Annotated in this window: 13 protein-coding genes and 2 pseudogenes; 8 read left to right on the forward strand and 7 right to left on the reverse strand. The window is 41.1% G+C overall.

Annotation, left to right across the window (positions count from 1 at the left end):
* Nucleotides 1-98: 98 nt before the first annotated feature.
* Both L650_RS0111130 and L650_RS0111135 read right to left on the reverse strand, forming a co-directional pair.
* Nucleotides 99-3,621, reverse strand: a pseudogene (locus L650_RS0111130) (ABC transporter permease/M1 family aminopeptidase).
* Nucleotides 3,622-3,630: 9 nt separating this feature from the next.
* Entirely contained in the window at nucleotides 3,631-4,512 is an 882-nt protein-coding gene (locus L650_RS0111135; RefSeq protein WP_029773142.1) for an ABC transporter ATP-binding protein, read from the reverse strand.
* A 185-nt stretch (nucleotides 4,513-4,697) separates the two neighbouring features.
* Here L650_RS0111135 and L650_RS0111140 point away from each other — a divergent pair, with 185 nt between their 5' ends.
* Nucleotides 4,698-5,375: a nitroreductase family protein gene (locus L650_RS0111140; RefSeq protein WP_029773143.1), complete on the forward strand. Its 678-nt coding sequence runs from the start codon at nucleotides 4,698-4,700 to the stop codon at nucleotides 5,373-5,375.
* A gap of 6 nt (nucleotides 5,376-5,381) precedes the next feature.
* Here the strand turns inward: L650_RS0111140 and L650_RS0111145 are convergent, their stop codons facing one another.
* Nucleotides 5,382-5,690: an ArsR/SmtB family transcription factor gene (locus L650_RS0111145; protein WP_004589220.1), complete on the reverse strand. Its 309-nt coding sequence runs from the start codon at nucleotides 5,688-5,690 to the stop codon at nucleotides 5,382-5,384.
* A gap of 99 nt (nucleotides 5,691-5,789) precedes the next feature.
* Here L650_RS0111145 and L650_RS0111150 point away from each other — a divergent pair, with 99 nt between their 5' ends.
* From L650_RS0111150 to L650_RS0111160, 3 genes are all read left to right on the forward strand, one after another.
* Complete coding sequence (locus L650_RS0111150; protein WP_004589221.1) at nucleotides 5,790-5,978, forward strand: DUF2892 domain-containing protein; 189 nt, start codon at nucleotides 5,790-5,792, stop codon at nucleotides 5,976-5,978.
* Complete coding sequence (locus tag L650_RS0111155) at nucleotides 5,978-6,322, forward strand: rhodanese-like domain-containing protein (RefSeq protein WP_004589222.1); 345 nt, start codon at nucleotides 5,978-5,980, stop codon at nucleotides 6,320-6,322. Before L650_RS0111150 ends, L650_RS0111155 begins: the two co-directional genes overlap by 1 nt.
* Before the next feature lie 66 nt (nucleotides 6,323-6,388).
* Complete coding sequence (locus L650_RS0111160) at nucleotides 6,389-8,164, forward strand: alkaline phosphatase D family protein (RefSeq protein WP_029773144.1); 1,776 nt, start codon at nucleotides 6,389-6,391, stop codon at nucleotides 8,162-8,164.
* Here the strand turns inward: L650_RS0111160 and L650_RS0111165 are convergent.
* On the reverse strand, nucleotides 8,161-8,700 hold the full coding sequence (locus L650_RS0111165) for a PH domain-containing protein (protein WP_029773145.1): 540 nt from the start codon (nucleotides 8,698-8,700) through the stop codon (nucleotides 8,161-8,163). The genes L650_RS0111160 and L650_RS0111165 overlap by 4 nt on opposite strands.
* Before the next feature lie 249 nt (nucleotides 8,701-8,949).
* Here L650_RS0111165 and L650_RS0111170 point away from each other — a divergent pair.
* The 3 genes and pseudogenes from L650_RS0111170 to L650_RS0111180 all read left to right on the forward strand — a co-directional run bounded on the left by L650_RS0111170 (nucleotide 8,950) and on the right by L650_RS0111180 (nucleotide 12,164).
* Nucleotides 8,950-9,869: pseudogene (locus tag L650_RS0111170) on the forward strand (homocysteine S-methyltransferase family protein).
* A 32-nt stretch (nucleotides 9,870-9,901) separates the two neighbouring features.
* Complete coding sequence (locus L650_RS0111175) at nucleotides 9,902-11,227, forward strand: basic amino acid/polyamine antiporter (RefSeq protein ID WP_029773146.1); 1,326 nt, start codon at nucleotides 9,902-9,904, stop codon at nucleotides 11,225-11,227.
* A gap of 187 nt (nucleotides 11,228-11,414) precedes the next feature.
* Nucleotides 11,415-12,164, forward strand: coding sequence for a MipA/OmpV family protein (locus tag L650_RS0111180; protein WP_029773147.1), 750 nt, complete (start codon nucleotides 11,415-11,417; stop codon nucleotides 12,162-12,164).
* 23 nt (nucleotides 12,165-12,187) lie between these two features.
* Here L650_RS0111180 and L650_RS0111185 read toward each other — a convergent pair whose 3' ends face one another.
* The 3 genes from L650_RS0111185 to L650_RS0111195 all read right to left on the reverse strand — a co-directional run bounded on the left by L650_RS0111185 (nucleotide 12,188) and on the right by L650_RS0111195 (nucleotide 13,567).
* Nucleotides 12,188-12,805 (reverse strand): LysE family translocator, encoded by a 618-nt coding sequence (locus L650_RS0111185; protein WP_029773148.1) that lies wholly within the window; start codon nucleotides 12,803-12,805, stop codon nucleotides 12,188-12,190.
* Nucleotides 12,806-12,988 carry a hypothetical protein gene (locus L650_RS0111190; protein WP_029773149.1) on the reverse strand — a complete coding sequence of 61 codons (183 nt, stop codon included), beginning with the start codon at nucleotides 12,986-12,988 and terminating at the stop codon, nucleotides 12,806-12,808.
* Between the two features lie 180 nt (nucleotides 12,989-13,168).
* Nucleotides 13,169-13,567 carry a DUF3224 domain-containing protein gene (locus L650_RS0111195; RefSeq protein WP_029773150.1) on the reverse strand — a complete coding sequence of 133 codons (399 nt, stop codon included), beginning with the start codon at nucleotides 13,565-13,567 and terminating at the stop codon, nucleotides 13,169-13,171.
* 91 nt (nucleotides 13,568-13,658) lie between these two features.
* Between L650_RS0111195 and L650_RS0111200 the strand changes: the two genes are divergently transcribed.
* Nucleotides 13,659-14,511 (forward strand): ABC transporter transmembrane domain-containing protein (locus L650_RS0111200; protein ID WP_029773151.1); only part of this gene is annotated, 853 nt, incomplete at its 3' end.

A 14,511-nucleotide genomic window follows, 5' to 3' on the forward strand; every position in this document is an offset into this window, starting at 1 on the left:
CTTTATTAAGCTTTATTGCGCATTGGTATTAGTAATTCGCTAAAACAAAAAAGGCCGCATTAAATGCGGCCTTTAAGTTAATTACTAATCGTTAATCGTTAAAACTTAGCTAGGTTGTTTTTACTGTCTTTATCTACAAGCTTAATGTACGGGTCAACCCCTGCGTACACTGGCTTTTCTTTTACTTTGAGCTCAATAGCATTAGTACCAGAGACTATTTGATGCTTTTGCGAGTAAATCACAAAGTCTTCAGCGAGAAGGTTTTCAGGATCATCGCTAAATAATGCAATATCAATTCGCTCATCGAGTGGTTGCTCGGTTTCTTCACCTTGTCCATCGGCATGCTGCTTAGTTGCTTCAACGCTCAGTGTTACTGTATAAAAACCTTCGCTATCAACATCATCTGTAACCGAAACTGCTTTCATTTCAAGCTCATAAAGCGTTATATATTTAAACTGATCATCAATAAAACGTTGCTCCGCTTGCGTTGCGTCTTGTTTTAAATAGCTAAGTAAATCAAGCGTAGTTGGGTATGGCGTTGACTGGTATTTAAACTCATTCAAAAACGCTTTAAGTGCTGCATTTAAGCGCTCTTCCCCTAATCGGTCATAAATCGCCATCATCGCAACTGAGCCTTTATTGTAATGAAGATATTGTTGAGACTGCGTTTTATACAGCGGCATTTCTTCAAAGGCTTCGCCTGTGCGGCCCATTAAGTATTTATCTAACTCGTACTTTAAGAATTTACGAAGCTTCTCGGCGCCAAAGCGTTTTTTTAGCACCATAAGCGCACTGTATTGGGAGAGCGATTCAGAAATAACGGCACTGCCTTCTACATTAGCCCCAGATACTTGATGCCCCCACCATTGGTGTGCAACTTCATGTGCGGTTACATAGTAAGGTAGGTCAACTTTACTCTCATCTCTTAAGTCTGTAATAAAGCCAATACTTTCTGAGTAAGGTACCGTATTGGCAAAACTTTGCGCAAACGAGCGATACTTAGGAAATTCAATAATACGTAACTGCTTATGCTGATATGGCCCAAAGGCTTGCTTGTAGTAATCTATTGAGTCTTGTACCGACTCAATCATACGGTCAACATTCCATGCATGATCTTTGTGGTAGTACACCTCAATATTTACACCGTTATGTTCAACCTTTTTGCTTTCAAGCTCCGCCGAAAGAACAGAATAAAAGTTTATAATAGGGGAATCCATTTCATAAACAAAAGTACGTCGTCCGTCTTTTACACTCTCACTTTTTAAGTAACCAGGTGTAATAGCAAATTGTGACTCATCGGTGGTTACCGTTGCCTTGTAGTTTATAAATCCATTAGCAGGCCCAAACTCATTTTGCGTATAATAGCGGCTGTCTTCTAGTTTATGTGCACGTTCAAGCTCGGGTAAATCGTGCTTACGGCGCTCATACTTATCCGCAATTTGAAAATACTTTTGATAACCAAAATTTGGTAATAATTCTCTATTATTTACAAATGTACCGTTATGCACGAGTTGAGTATCAGATCCTCTATCAACAAAACCGTCGTGTTCACGAGAAACTGAAAGCTCACCTTCGCGTACTTCATTAGGCATTAGCGGTTGTTCAAACTCAAACCATACCATGCCAAAATCGGTTAAACGCTCAACTATTTTTCCGCCCGCNTGGCTCGTTTGCGGTATTGGTAAACTTAATTTTAGCCACGGCATTTAAAGCACGTTTTTTAGGATAAATATCAATGTGTAAATCAACATCAGTTATTATAGGCAGTGGCAAGTCTTTGTATTGTGAGAACTCTTGCTCATACCTTACTTGTAGCGCTTCGTTATCATCACTTGTTACAAACTCATTGATTACACGGGTGTTGTAATAAATGTTATAACCCGCGCCCACAAATACCAATAAACTTATAACGGCTGCAATCTGGCCTTTTAAAGACATGTTGTAACGCACTAAAGATAAACGCGTACGCAATGTTTGCGATGGACCACGGTGCCATAAAGCAAAGCCTACAATAGCTAAAAACACACTCAATGCACCCCAATATAGGGTATACCAATGCGCGCCTTGTAAAAAATGCCCGTAACCGTTTATGTCTGAATACGGTACGCTGCTGCTTTGTGAAAAATGATACATATGATGCTCAAACCCGTAAGCACCCATTACCATTTGAGCAATGTAATACAGAATAAATAAACCCATACCTATGTATTTATTAGGGCTAATTATTTGTAAAAAGAACGCCAAAATAGCCATCATAATTAAAGGCAATAATGTAAGGTAACCCAACCTAAATAAGTATTGGCCAAGCTCTAGGTTAAATTGCCCCTTAAATAGTTGCACCGCAATGGTAAACATCATGCCTACTAAATAAAGACCACAAACTGCAGTGATTAACGCAATAATTTTAGATACCCAAAACACACTGTTATGCACCGGGTAGCTGTCAACAATATCGCCCATACCACTGTGGCGTTCTCGCCAAACCAGCTCTGCGCTGTAATAAGCAATAATAATAAACATAAATATAGCGGAGGCGTTTTGAATAATGCCCACCATGTTTTGTGTGAGCGGCCAATCTGTTGTGCCATATGCGCCAATAGGCGCAAAAAGTGGTGCGAGTAACGTAATAATACTGACACCCGCTAAAATCATAAAAGGAGCACTTAATATAACCTGCTTAAGCTCAAATAAGCTGCGCATTACTAATTGCGATTGCGTATTGACCCCTTTTGACTTGTAATTTTTAGCGCTGCTAATAAGTGCTGCTTGTTTATTTTTTACAAACGTAGAGACAGCAAATTGCTTTTTCTGTTTTTTAGTGACTACGCGGTTAGCTAACTTTCCGAGGCCAAAAAACATCGCTAAACTTAGTGCTACCCATAAAATACGGTTAATTAAAAAATCGCCCGAAAGCGTTAATACTTCAGTATTTTTATCACTTACAGTCCAGTAACGGGTTAAGTCAATTAATGAACCAGTGCCAAATGGGTCTGCGTAAACAACAATATTTCTAAACGCTAAATCGTCAAAATAGATACTCGCCAATTGGTAACTTATATAGATCACCACGGCCGTTACATATACCGCCATTATGGTTTTAAAATAAACCGCCACACTATTAAAAATAGCACTGAGCACCAATAAGCTTGGCACCGCTAAATATAAAAAAGGTGCAGCGTAATATATAAACTTATTAGGGCCTACTAGCTCACTATCAAGCCAGCCAACCAACAAGCCAAACTGAGACCCCAAAAATACGCCTAGTGGCACGCTTAAAAACACGATAAGTACAACTAAGTAAGAACCAAAAAAACGCCCTGATTGATAAGCAAGCGGGTTAACGGGCTTACTAAACACCAGCTCATCCATTTTGGTCTCGCTGTTGCGAATCGCTGAGCTTGCAACAAAGTTAACCACTAAAAACATAGCAAGCGTACAAAAGGTAACCGTTAAAACCATAATGGTATAAGGCGAGTTCATATGAACATTAGCCCCACCTAGCGGAAACTTACTACTGGAGCTTATAAAAAACGCCATAAAAAAGAATATTAATGAGGTCACATAAAACGAAGGCTGACGCACAAAATAGCGCAGCTCAAACACGAGCATATTAAAAAACATAGCGCCCCCTTATGCTACTTGGCTGTTACGATGATTAAGCAGCGTAGAAAAATACACATCTTCTAGGTTTGCACTGCTGAGCTCGAAACCTTCAGGGGCTTCATTGGCTAATACATGTAATATGGTTTGCCCAGCAAATAAGCGTTTTGAAATAACAGGCAGTTGCGGCTCAAGCTCTAGTGCTTCTTCTTGGCTCATGGCTTTGCGCCAAATTTGGCCTTGGAGTTTATCGGTAAGGGCAATGGGGTTACCCTCTAATAATATTTTTCCGCCTGCCAGTACGGCCATGTTTGGGCAAAGCTCTGCTACATCTTCAACAATGTGGGTCGATAATATAACGACTTTTTGCTCGCCTAAGCTTACTAGCAAGTTATGAAAACGATTTCGCTCTTCAGGGTCTAACCCTGCTGTTGGTTCATCAACAATTAGTAAATCAGGGTCACCTAGTAAGGCTTGTGCAATACCAAAACGCTGGCGCATACCGCCCGAAAAGCCACTTACCGCTTTTGAGCGATGTTGATATAAATTAGTATGTGCAAGCAAGCCTTCTACCGACTCTTTACGCTCGCCTTTATTATGAATGCCCTTTAAAACAGCCATATGGTCTAGCAAGTCGTAAGCACTAACACGTGGGTATACACCAAAATCTTGCGGTAGGTAACCTAAACGTTGGCGCAGAGCCTGTGGGTCTTTAAAAACATCAATACCATCAAAAGTAATTGAACCCGAATCGGCAGATTGCAACGTAGAAATAGTACGCATTAGTGATGATTTACCGGCCCCATTTGGCCCAAGCAGCCCAAACATTCCTTTTCCTATAGATAAATCAACACCTTGTAGTGCATGTACGCCATTATCGTAGGTTTTAGATAACCCTGTTATTGATAGCATTTTTACTTCCTTGAATTTTAATAGTTTTTTTATTGCGCTTTTTATATCACATTAAAAAAAGGAACATAAGTTACGCAGCGGTTAATTTTGTAACAATAAATAAACACGATAGGTAATAATACTTGCCTCGCATTTATTCAGTCGGTATAAAAACCACTCACACACTTTATAAGAAGCGTAAAGCCATGCAAAAACATCAAAGCCAACCACTAAACGACTTTATAGAATACCCTCACGATGAAATGCTAAAACGCGCAACCGAATTTTTACAAACCAGCCAGCGCCGCCATAGTATTCGCAGCTTTAGCGACCGACCTGTGCCTAAAAATATAATTGAAGCCTGTATAAAAGCAGCAGGTACCGCGCCAAGTGGAGCGAATCATCAACCGTGGCATTTTGTAGCTATAAACAGTAGCGATGTAAAAAAACAAATAAGAGAGGCCGCTGAAAAACTAGAGCGCTCTTTTTATGAAGGCAGAGCAGGTGAAGAGTGGCTTGATGCGCTAAAACCATTAGGTACCGACGCCAATAAACCCTATTTAGAGCATGCGCCTTGGCTTATTGCAGTGTTTAGTCAAAAAAAAGGCGGTGTGAATACAGATGATAAAAACACCAATTATTATGTGCACGAATCAGTAGGGCTAGCTACTGGGTTTTTAATACAAGCCCTGCACCGCTGTGGCTTAGCTACGCTTACCCATACACCTAAACCAATGAGTTTTTTAACCGACATTTGTAAGCGCGACAAAGACAACGAACGTCCTTACATGTTACTTATTGCGGGCTACCCAAGTGACGATGCAACTGTACCTGCCCATGCACTTGATAAAAAGTCGCTTGATGAGATTGCCACTTTTATTTAAAGCAAATTACTCAGCGGTACTTTGCTTACAAAACCATTCGTATAGTAACGTAATAATCGACTCAACCTTTGGGTCGATTAACGAATAATAAATTGTGTGTCCCTCACGGCGAGTTGCCACTAGCTGGGCGTTACGTAAACTTGCCAAATGCTGAGACAAAGCAGACTGCGCCAACGGAACATTTTGATTTAACTCACCTACACTTTGTTCACCTTGCAATAAACTACATAAAATCATTAAACGGTTTTTATTTGCCATTAATTTTAAAAATTGCTCTGCCTGCTGAGCGTTTTCTGCAAGTTGTTCAATATTCATTGTGATACTTAATTATTTTGCGTGTTTTAATTATAGACTTTTACATTAGTAAGTTCTAATATAATTAACATTAGAAAAAACTAATATTAAGGTCAATTCATGAAAATAAGTGACGCCATACTCTTAATTGGCGGAAGTGCCGTTACAATTTCTGTGCTTTTAAGCTACTTTGTTGATAGTAACTTTCAATTTTTAACGTTATTTATTGGTATTAACTTAGTGCAATCCGCCTACACTAAATGGTGCCCATTAATGACTTTTTTGCGCAAAAGAGGATTTACAGACTAATGCTTACTTCAATTCCTGATTTACTAAAAATTATCACACCTAACCAACGCCGTATTGATGCAGCGCAAGCTAAGCAAGAGTTAGAACAAAATAAAGGTTTACTTATTGATGTACGCGAACCCGCTGAGCATGCCAATGTAGCTGCGGTAGGGGCAATAAATATTCCACGCGGATTACTCGAAATGAAGCTAATGGAAATAGAAAAAGACGCTGCACGCCCTATTTACTTACATTGTGCCAGCGGTGCCCGCGCCACTTTAGGTGCAGAAGCGCTAACCCGCGTAGGCTACGAAAACGTTACCGTTATTACGTGTAATGCAACGCAAGTAAGTGAAGTTTTTTAATTGCTTCACAAAAAAGTAACCTAAATTGCCTACACTTTGCTTTTTACACTTTACAGGTACAAAGCAATGGCATTTACACGGAGAAGTTTTTTAAAAGCATCGGCAGCAGGATTTNCTGCCGTATTATCACTTGGTTTAACAGGCTGTCGTTTTGACGATGATGACGACACACCCGTTAGCTTTGACCACGGCGTTGCCAGCGGCGACCCGCTAAGCGATAGCTTAATTATTTGGACCCGTGTAACCCCACTCGATGTAACAACTAAATCGTTAAAAGTACAATGGCAAGCCGCCACCGACCAAAGCTTTACAAATATTGTTCACGATGGTGAAACACATATCAGTGACACCACCGACTTTACTCTTAAAGTTGATTTACAAGGGCTTGATGCCAACACCGTTTATTACTATCGCTTTAATGCACACGGAAAAACCTCCCCTATCGGACAAGGTAAAACGCTTCCTGTCGGTGCGGTTGATCAGGTGAAATTAGCCGTTGTATCGTGCGCAAATTACCCTGCCGGGTATTTTCATGTGTATGGCGAAATTGCTAAGCAAAGCGATTTAGATGCGGTACTGCACTTAGGTGATTACATATACGAATACAGCAATACGGGTTATGCAACGGAAGACGCCGCACAGTTAGAGCGACTGCTACCATTAGATAACAGCAGCGAAATTATCGCACTGACCGATTATAGAAAACGCTATGCAAATTATCGCCTCGATGCCCACTTACAAGCAGCCCATAGCCAATGTGCATTTATAACAGTGTGGGACGACCACGAAATCACCAACGACACATGGCGCGAAGGCGCAGAAAATCATAACGAAGGTGAAGGCGAATTTAGCCAACGTAAACTCAATGCGCTACAAGCCTACTTTGAGTGGATGCCAATTCGTAATGTAGCCGACAAAGAACGTATTTACCGACGCTTTGAGTTTGGTAATTTAGTCTCTTTATACATGCTAGATACCCGTGTATTAGCGCGTGATGAGCAGCTTAACTATAGTGATTTTGACCTTACCTCCCCTGCAGGGCAAAGCGCATTTGCTGCAGCAATAGGCGCAACAGACCGTGCATTATTAGGCAGCGAACAACTTACATGGCTTAGTGACGCCATCACTACCTCAAGCACACAGTGGCAAGTGTTAGGGCAACAAGTGCTAATGACAAAAATGCACTTACCAGTAGAGGTCATGTTACTACTTGCTAGCTTACAAAGTGCTCAGGCAAACGGAGGCGATCCAAGTGAATTGCTCGCACAGGCCAATGTATTATTTGCAGAGCTGGCGCAAATTAAAGGCCGTGTATTAGCGGGCGACCCAAGTGTAACCGAGGCAGAGCTTGCCCGTGTTCAAACCACCATACCGTATAACCTTGATGCGTGGGATGGCTACGCCTACGAGCGAGAAGTATTATTAGGCACCGCTATTGCAGCACAAAAAAACTTAGTAGTTTTAGCCGGAGATACTCATAACGGCTGGGCGGGACAGCTTAAAACTGATGCCAGTAACCCTATTGCAGCCTCACAAAATGCTGGGGTGGAATTTGCAACGGCATCGGTTTCATCACCAGGGCTTGAAGAATATTTAGCGCTAAACACACAAGATGCACAAACCGTAGCCCAAATAGAGCAAGTAATTGCCTTATTAGTTGATGACCTTGCTTATAATAATTTAGTAGAGCGCGGCTATTTAACCGTTACATTTACACCTGCAAAAGCCAGTGCTAAGTGGAATTATATAAGTACAATTAAAGCGCGCGAATATCAGGTTGTTGAAAGCCGTACCAAAGAGCTAAGTATGCTGGCAGGTCAGGCTCAATTACAAAACGCTTAACGCTTCGCTTTTAAAGCTGCCAAACGCGTATCTATGCGCTCTACTACCTCAACTAAGCGAGCAAGTAATGCTTGGTTGAGGTGATCTTCAGCAAGCTCCTGTGTTTTAGGGGCTTGCGCAGCTAAGTTATCTTTTTGCTCAAGTATGGCTTCTCTAAACTCACTGGCATTTTCAACACCAAGTAATGACACTAATGCACCATGACCCGACTGCCCTGCAGTTTCAAAGCTTAAGCGGTATAACCCAAAAAAGCGCATAAGCGGCCCTTGGTTCAGCCCCACATCGGTTATTTTTTCAAGCGGTATAGATTTTTCTTCTTTAAATAAAATGCCGCGTTTAACAACCAGCTTTTGCGTGAGTAATTGCGCCGACATAGCGGCCAAAATTTTACCTGCCACCAGCCATACAACAAATAACACCACAGGTATAAGTGGAATGGTTACTAATGCAACGGCACTAAAAAAGCATGCCATGGTCATCCAGTATTGCTTCACTTTGGGATCAAAGCTGGCACTTTTTAAAATAGGGTTGCTCATTGGTTTATCCTTAATCTACTCAAACACAGCGCTTTACTGCTAGTAAAATACACTGCTTGTTTAAGTTACGTGATCAATTACTTCAATGCAATTTAACGAGGTTGTTAAGCAATGATAACGCTTAGTTAATACGCCTATTATTTTAATTTATAGGGTTGTTTAACCTAATTGTGTGCTTTATATTCTGGGTAATAGCTTTATAGACGTCTAAACATCCAAAGTGAAATTATCTCATACAAAGGGAACATAATGACAACTCATACTCTAACTTTACTCGATGGCGGCATGAGCAGAGAGCTCACTCGTATTGGTGCGCCATTTCAGCAACCTGAGTGGTCAGCATTGGCAGTAATAGAAGCCCCTGACAAAGTAACGCAGGCTCATAGTAACTTTATACAAAGTGGTGCCACTGTTATTACCACAAATAGCTATGCATTAGTGCCTTTTCATATTGGCGAAGAGCGCTTTAACCAATCTGCTAAATCACTGGCTGCAACCGCCNCGGACTAGCGGCTAAAAAAGCGGTCGAGCAACACAATAAAGGCACAAAAATAGCGGCAAGTTTACCTCCTATGTTTGGCTCATATCGCCCAGATTTATACCAAGCAGAGCAACTAACACGCATTGCCACGCCTTTAATAGAAGGCCTAGCACCTTATGCCGACCTGTGGTTAATAGAAACCCAAAGCCTCATTCAAGAAGCGCTCGATATTAAAGCACTAATCAGTAAAGTAAGTGATAGTCAAAAACCTGTGTGGGTTGCCTTTACCCTTGACGATGAAAACCCTAATGAGCAAGCCACGTTACGCTCGGGCGAGTCGGTGCAAGATGCGGTCACTGCAATGCTAAAAGAAAATGTAAAAGGCATTTTATTTAATTGCTGCCAGCCTGAGGTAATAGAGCAAGCTTTAGTTGTAACCCAAAAGGAATTAAAAGCACAAAAAGCAGAGCATGTTCAAGTGGGTGCTTACGCAAATGCATTTGCGCCACAAACTAAAGAAGCCACAGCTAACGAAGGGTTAGATGAGGTTCGCAAAGACTTAACCCCGCTTTCTTACTTGCACTGGGCTAAGCAATGGCAACAACAAGGTGCCAGCATAATTGGTGGCTGCTGCGGCATAGGCCCTGAACACATTGCAACGTTAAATCAGCACTTTGCCTCTTTATAACGCTAATTATTAGCTTACGTGTAAGTAGTAAAATGAAAGAAAATAAAATTGGATTAGTCGCACTTACCGCGCTGGTATTTAGTGCAATGGTAGGGGCTGGGATATTTAGTCTGCCACAAAATATGGCCGAAGTGGCCGGTGTAAATGCTGTTTTAGTAGGCTGGCTTATCACCGGTGTAGGTATTTTATTACTTGCAGGGTGTTTTTTACAATTATCTCGCGCTAAGCCAGAGCTCGACGGCGGCATTTATATTTATGCTAGAGAAGGCTTTGGCGAACTAGCAGGCTTTTTATCTGCATGGGGCTATTGGCTTTGCGCCACCATTGGGGTGGTGGGTTATTTAGTCGTGGCTTTTGCTGCTTTAGGCGCATTTGTAGATACGCCAACCTTCACTCTATTTGGCCAGGGTAATACCCTTATGGCGTTTATTTGCGAATCTATTATTTTATGGGCTGTGCATTTAATTATTGTTAAAGGCATTAAACAGGCCTCTTTCATTAACCTGCTTGGTACTATCGCTAAAGTGATCCCGCTGTTGCTATTTATCGGCTTTGCTTATGCTTATTTTGACCCTAACGTATTTAAGGCAAATCAAAGCCATGTGAGCGTGCAAACAGACTTTATTGATCAAGTAAAAAATACCATGCTTATTACTTTATGGGTATTTACTGGTATTGAAGGGGCAGCTGTGCTCTCTGCTCGTGCCAAAAACCGTAAAGATATTGGCCTAGCCACGGTGATAGGCGTTGTTGCAGCGCTTATTTTATATATTGCTATTACCATGCTGTCATTTGGAATAATGAACCAAAGCACTATTGCCCAACTTAGTAACCCTTCAATGGCGGGCATTATGGCCATGATGAGTGGCACTACAGGCAAAGTTATTATAAGTGCGGGGCTTATTGTGTCGGTACTGGCTTCTTACTTAAGTTGGATTATTTACGCCGCCGAAGTGCCTAACAGCGCGGCTAAATACGGCGCATTTCCTAACGTTTTTAAAAAGCAAAATCATAACGGAACCTCTATAGCGTCATTAACTTTAACCAGTCTTACAGTGCAACTTTGCTTAGTGCTTATTTTATTTACTGGCGAGAGTTATAACACCTTAGTGCTTGTATCAACGTCTATGATATTGGTGCCGTACTTTTTAGTTGCCGCCTATATGGTAAAGGTCGCCTTTGCACAAAAGCTCTCAGTCCCAATTAAGCTAATGGGGTTAGGCGCAAGTGTGTATGGTTTATGGCTTGTTTATGCTGCGGGGCTGAACACATTAGCGCTTTCACTTATTTTATATATTCCAGGCACGTTATTATTTATGTATAGCCGTAAACAATTTAAATTAAATCAACACGCTTAAAGCATCCATACTCAGGTTTTATCTGTATTAAAAGCCTGAGTATTAACCCACTTACATTCAGATAAACTTTCATACACTCTCTTACAAACGCCAATCAAAAATATAGCTACACTAAAGCCTAATAGCGTTGCGGCACACTTTACTTATCGCAAACAATTTTCACTTTTTACTTAACACCAAGGCTCCCATGAACACTTATATACAAAACTCACTACGGTTATTAGTTGGCACACTTGCACTTGGCAGTATTACTGCTCAAGCTGAGTCGCAGTTTTCATTAGGGGGCGGTGTCATTTCTACCAGCTCACCTTATGCAGGTACCGACAGTGAAACGCTATTTTTACCTATCATTACTTACGAAGGCGAAAGGCTTAGTTTTAAAGGTTTGTCGCTTGATTATAAATTAGTGGAGGAGCAAGGTTTTAACTGGTCATTAGTTTTAGAGCCAGGTGATAACTTTGATACCTCAGATTCAGACCTTGCAGCCATAAAAGCCTTAGACGATAGAAAGCTATCACTCTACGCAGGCACGCAGGTTAGCTACACTGCAAGCTTTGGTAAAATAAGCGCCAGTGCTACTCATGATGTAATAGGCCACGGCGATGGCGCTAAATTTAAAACCAATTACAGTTACCCTATTAAGTTATCTAAACAACTAATGCTCATTCCTTCTGTGGGTGTTGAGCTAAATAGCAGTGATGTATCTAACTATTATTATGGTGTAGCACAGGGCGAATCTACCACCTATGCGCCTTACGAACTTGGTTCTACGGTTAACTATAATGCAGGTTTATTTTTAATGTATTACATTAATAAAAACTGGAACGTAAATGCCATGGTTAACTATAAGCAGCTCGATTCTGATATTGAAGACTCACCCATTATTGATACCGATAACACCACAACTGTTATGATGTCGGTTAACTATCGTTTTTAATATTATTAGCGTGTGACAAATTATCACACGCTAATAATTACTCGTATCGCAAGGGCAATAAATACGACTCCCAGTATTTTATCAAGCCACGGACTTTGCTTGGTAAAGCCAAAGCGATTTTTTGAAACCTCTGTCAGCAACGCCACCAGCAAATACCAGCCGGTATCAATTACAAACACGGTTAAACACATAATTATGCCCACGCTTAAAGTAAGTAGCTGAGGGTCAATAAACTGCGAGAACAAGGCTAAAAAGAAAATAGCGAGCTTAGGGTTCAAAAAGGCAATAGCAAAACCATCTTGTAAAGCTTGGCCAGCACTTACTTCACTTTTTTGTACTTCAAGTTCGTTATTACTCGGTTTTGCTAGCAATATTTTTATACCTAAATACGCCAAATAGGCTGCGCCTAAATACACCAGTATTTGATAAACAGTCGGAAACTGCATCATTAAAGCGCCTAGCCCTAATAACGATGCACCTGCGTATAACCCAACACCGGTACCATGGCTGAGCGCGGCAAGCATTCCGTTTTTCATACTGCCGTTAAGTGAGTGCTTTAAAACCACCGCTAAACTTGGCCCTGGCGACATTGCACCCATCATACAAATAGCCGCTAGGCTTAACCATACTGTAAATGTCATTTAAAGCTCGTCAGTTTCAATAAATAATGTATAACCATGCACTTGGCCATAAAAACCTGTCAATGGCACTGCGTTTATTACTTTCCAGCCATCTTGGTTTAATTCCTGTATGCGATCATTCAGTGCGGCTATATCTACGCCACCCAAAAAACGGGTCTTCCTAAATTCGATTACTTTTTGCATTTTAATCCTTGTGTATCTTATACCAATTCGCTTATTTAAGTGATCTTTTTTGAGGACGGAAAAACGTGTTGATAGCTAGGCAAAAAATTCGCTATTTAGTTGTTCTAAATTAGAATTTTTTAACGCAGGTAGCGACACGTTTAGGCCCGCAAAATGATTAAGTAATATTGCGGATTGGTATTATAAGGTGTATTCAAAATCGTAGTAGTGAATCCCTTGCTCAATACGTATTTTCATACTGCCCGTTAACCCTTCTAGCTCATGAGTGCCTGAATCGGGAATTACATTTAAAATTAGGCTGTCTTGGCCTTTATCCATAGTACCAAAATGCTGTAAAACAAAGCTGCCTTGTTTACCTTCAAGCTCGCCTATTACTTGCTCTATGGCAACATAACCGGCACTGCCCTGCGTAGGAGTCATGGCGCTTAGCATTTCGCCTTGGCTGGTGGCATTTAAGCTACCTTTAAATGTTTTATCTATCGACATACGCCCTAAATTAACGCCGTTTTGGCCGCTTGCGTAGCCTTCTATTGGGGCCAGATTTACATTAAATTCTCCACTTACGGTTGCAGTAGTCATAACGTTTCCTTATTGATGCTAATGTTTAAAAGTATTGATTTTTATTATCTTAGTGCCATATCTATACCTTAACCTTTAAAAAGAATCCACTATGTCAAAAACAAGCCCTAAGCCCGAAAAAGCCGCTTTTAGTAGTTTATTACCTATTTTTGCGTTTATTAAACCGTATAAATGGATGGTAGTGGCGGCACTTGGCGCCCTTTTAGTCACCGCTGGTGTTAACTTATCATTAGGGCAAGGGGTTAAGTTTGTCATAGATCATGGCTTTATTGCTGGCTCCCAAGCGCAGCTACAACAAGCTGTATTAGTGCTTATTGGTTTAATTAGTTTATTGGCTGTGGGCACCTTTAGCCGCTTTTATTTAATGTCGTGGATTGGCGAACTAGTCAGTAACGATATTCGCAAAGCGGTGTTTAATCGCATTGTTACCTTGCACCCAAGTTACTTTGAAGAAAACCGCAGTGGCGAGCTTATGTCGCGTTTAACAACCGACACCACCTTGCTGCAATCGATTATTGGCTCTTCCTTTTCTATGGCGCTGCGCAGTGCATTAATGTTAGTGGGTGGCTTGGTAATGCTGTTAGTGACTAACTTAAAGCTTACGCTCGTAGTGGTTGCGTGTGTGCCGCTAGTATTAGTGCCGATGATGGTATTTGGCAAAAAGGTTCGCAAACTTGCAAGTTCTAGCCAAGATGCAATAGCCGATATAAGCACCTATGCCGGCGAGATCATTCAAAATATTAAGGTAGTTCAAAGCTACAGCCACGAACAGCGTGAGCAACACGCCTTTGCTCAAGAAACCGAAAAAGCCTTTAACGTTGCCAAAAGCCGTATTAAACAGCGCTCTTTTTTAATTGCTGCGGTAATATTTTTAACCTTTAGTGCGATTAGCGTAATGCTCTGGGTAGGCGGTAGTGACGTACTGGCAGGCACTATGACAGGCG

Origin of the sequence: Pseudoalteromonas sp. TB51 (assembly GCF_000498055.1) — a bacterium.
GTDB classification, from domain to species: Bacteria; Pseudomonadota; Gammaproteobacteria; order Enterobacterales; family Alteromonadaceae; genus Pseudoalteromonas; species Pseudoalteromonas atlantica.

Bases quoted from the DNA above. Each gene is read 5' to 3' on its own strand.
- L650_RS0111135 (WP_029773142.1), bottom strand. From the start codon at position 4,512: ATGCTATCAATAACAGGGTTATCTAAAACCTACGATAATGGCGTACAT.
- L650_RS0111140 (WP_029773143.1), top strand. From the start codon at position 4,698: ATGCAAAAACATCAAAGCCAACCACTAAACGACTTTATAGAATACCCT.
- L650_RS0111145 (WP_004589220.1), bottom strand. From the start codon at position 5,690: ATGAATATTGAACAACTTGCAGAAAACGCTCAGCAGGCAGAGCAATTT.
- L650_RS0111150 (WP_004589221.1), top strand. From the start codon at position 5,790: ATGAAAATAAGTGACGCCATACTCTTAATTGGCGGAAGTGCCGTTACA.
- L650_RS0111155 (WP_004589222.1), top strand. From the start codon at position 5,978: ATGCTTACTTCAATTCCTGATTTACTAAAAATTATCACACCTAACCAA.
- L650_RS0111165 (WP_029773145.1), bottom strand. From the start codon at position 8,700: ATGAGCAACCCTATTTTAAAAAGTGCCAGCTTTGATCCCAAAGTGAAG.
- L650_RS0111175 (WP_029773146.1), top strand. From the start codon at position 9,902: ATGAAAGAAAATAAAATTGGATTAGTCGCACTTACCGCGCTGGTATTT.
- L650_RS0111180 (WP_029773147.1), top strand. From the start codon at position 11,415: ATGAACACTTATATACAAAACTCACTACGGTTATTAGTTGGCACACTT.
- L650_RS0111185 (WP_029773148.1), bottom strand. From the start codon at position 12,805: ATGACATTTACAGTATGGTTAAGCCTAGCGGCTATTTGTATGATGGGT.
- L650_RS0111190 (WP_029773149.1), bottom strand. From the start codon at position 12,988: ATGCAAAAAGTAATCGAATTTAGGAAGACCCGTTTTTTGGGTGGCGTA.
- L650_RS0111195 (WP_029773150.1), bottom strand. From the start codon at position 13,567: ATGACTACTGCAACCGTAAGTGGAGAATTTAATGTAAATCTGGCCCCA.